2 protein-coding genes and 1 pseudogene are annotated in these 2,208 nt (G+C 74.0%); 1 reads left to right on the plus strand and 2 read right to left on the minus strand.

The window, feature by feature from the left end:
- Together FV223_RS25790 and FV223_RS25795 are read right to left on the minus strand one after the other, a co-directional pair.
- Positions 1-209 (minus strand): annotated as a pseudogene (locus tag FV223_RS25790) (ABC transporter permease); the annotation flags it as partial.
- Positions 210-236: 27 nt separating this feature from the next.
- Entirely contained in the window at positions 237-1,322 is a 1,086-nt protein-coding gene (locus FV223_RS25795; RefSeq protein ID WP_147729607.1) for an ABC transporter permease, read from the minus strand.
- Positions 1,323-1,579: 257 nt separating this feature from the next.
- Between FV223_RS25795 and FV223_RS25800 the strand changes: the two genes are divergently transcribed.
- Positions 1,580-2,208 (plus strand): 4'-phosphopantetheinyl transferase superfamily protein (locus tag FV223_RS25800; RefSeq protein ID WP_246689814.1); only part of this gene is annotated, 629 nt, incomplete at its 3' end.

A 2,208-nucleotide genomic window follows, 5' to 3' on the forward strand; every position in this document is an offset into this window, starting at 1 on the left:
CCGGCGCCGCCGAGCGCGCCGGCGAGCGTCGAGCCCGTCTCGGTGGCGACCGCGAAGCCGGCGGCGGCGCCGAGCACCATCATCCCCTCGGTGCCGAGGTTGAGCACCCCGGAGCGCTCCGCCACCAGCTCGCCGATCGCGGCCAGTATCAGGGGCGTGGCCGCGGTCAGCACGGTGACGAGCACCATCTGGACGATGTCGAGGGTCATGGCCGCCTTCTCACCATGCCCGGCGCCTCACGCGGTCCGCCGGGGGCCGCCCGGCACGAGCCGGACGCGGTAGCGGGCGAGCACGTCCGCCCCGAGCACGAAGGCGAGCAGCAGCCCCTGGAACGCGCGGGTGAGGTCGAGCGGCAGCTTCAGGTCGATCTGGGCCGACTCGCCGCCGATCGTGGTCAGCGCGATCACCCCGGCGGCGACCAGGATTCCGGGGGGGGACAGCCGCCCGAGGAAGGCGACGATGATCGCGGTGAAGCCGTAGCCCGGCGAGATCGTCGGCTGCAGCTGGCCGATCTTGCCGGCCACCTCGCAGATGCCGGCGAGCCCGGCCGCCGCCCCCGAGATCGCGAAGACGGCGAGCGTCAGGCGGGCGTCGCTGAAGCCCGCGAACCGCGCCGCGCGCGGCGCGGCGCCGACGACGCGAACCTCGAAGCCGAACAGCGTCCGGGCGAGGACGAGCGTCGCGACGATCACGGCGGCGAGCGCGATCAGCACGCCGGCATGCAGCGTGTCGCCCTCCATCAGGTAGGGCAGCCGCGCCGCCGGATCGAACGGCACGCTCTGCGGGAAGTTGAAGCCCGCCGGATCGCGCAACGGCCCGCGGGCCATGTAGTCGAGCAGCAGCTCCGCGACGTAGACCAGCATTAGGATGGTCAGGATCTCCGAAACGCCGAGGCGGACCTTCAGGAGCGCCGGGATCATCGCGTAGGCGAGGCCCGCCAGCGTGCCGGCGGCCAGCATCGTCGGCAGGATCCAGGCCGTGAAGCCCTCCGCCCCTTGCGTCGCGACGCCGATCCAGCCGCCGGCCAGGCCGCCGACCACGAACTGGCCCTCGGCGCCGATGTTCCACAGGCTCGCCCGGAAGCAGAAGGCCAGCCCCGTGGCGACCAGCGCCAGCGGCGCCGCCTTCAGCGCCACCTCCTGCAGCGACCACACCTCGCTCAGCGGGATGACGAAGTAGGTCGTGAACGCGGCCCCCGGCGCGACGCCGAGCAAAGCCACCGCGATCCCGCCGACGAGCACGGCGCCGGCGAAGGCGATGACCGGCGACAGCGCCGAGAGCACGGCCGAGCGCCGGGCGCGCGGGCTCAGATCGAGGCGCATGGGAGGCTCTGAACAGTCGGAAAGAATCGCGGGCGGCTCCTCCCTCCCCCCTCTGCGGGGGAGGGCGGGCCTCGCGTCAGCGAGGGTCGGGAGAGGGGAGCGACGGTGCCGTATACGGCGCTCCCCTCTCCCGACCCGCTGCGCGGGTCACCCTCCCCCGCTTCAGGGGGAGGGAAGTACGCGTTGCCGGCTTCGGCGTATGTCTTGTGAACGGAGCCTGGGTCATCACCGAACCCGGACCCAGCACGGCGATCCGGGTGTGGAGCATCGATCTCGCCCTGTCGGCGGGCCAGCTCGCGCGCTGCGACGCGTGGCTTTCGCCCGACGAGGCCGCCCGGGCGGATCGCTTCCTGCGTGTGGAGGACCGCGACCGTTTTCGCGCGAGCCACTCGGCGCTGCGCCTGATCCTCGCCCCGGCCCTCGGCTTGGGGGGCGACGCGCTCGCCTTTACGGCGGGGCCGGCCGGCAAGCCGGAGCTGGCCGGCGCGCTGGCCGGGAGCCTGCGCTTCAACCTGTCGCATTCGGGCACCCGCGCCCTCGTCGGGGTCTCGCCCACGGCCGCGATCGGCGTCGATGTCGAGGCGGTCCGCCCGATCCCGGACGTCCTGCGCATCGCCCGCGCGCACTTCGCGCCCTGGGAAGCCGAGGCGCTGGCGGCCCTGACGTCGGAGGCGCTCGGTCTCGCCTTCACCGGTCTGTGGACGCGCAAGGAGGCGGTGGTGAAGGCGTTGGGTGCCGGCCTGTCGCTGCCGCTGGACCGCTTCGCCCTGACCCTGCCGCCGGCGCCGCCGCGCCTCGTCGCGATCGACGGCGACGACCCGCAGGCCTGGAGCCTCCACCACCTCGAACCCGGATCCGGCACGGTCGGCGCCGCGGCGATCCGGGC

Source organism: Methylobacterium sp. WL116, assembly GCF_008039455.1.
Lineage (GTDB): Bacteria > Pseudomonadota > Alphaproteobacteria > Rhizobiales > Beijerinckiaceae > Methylobacterium.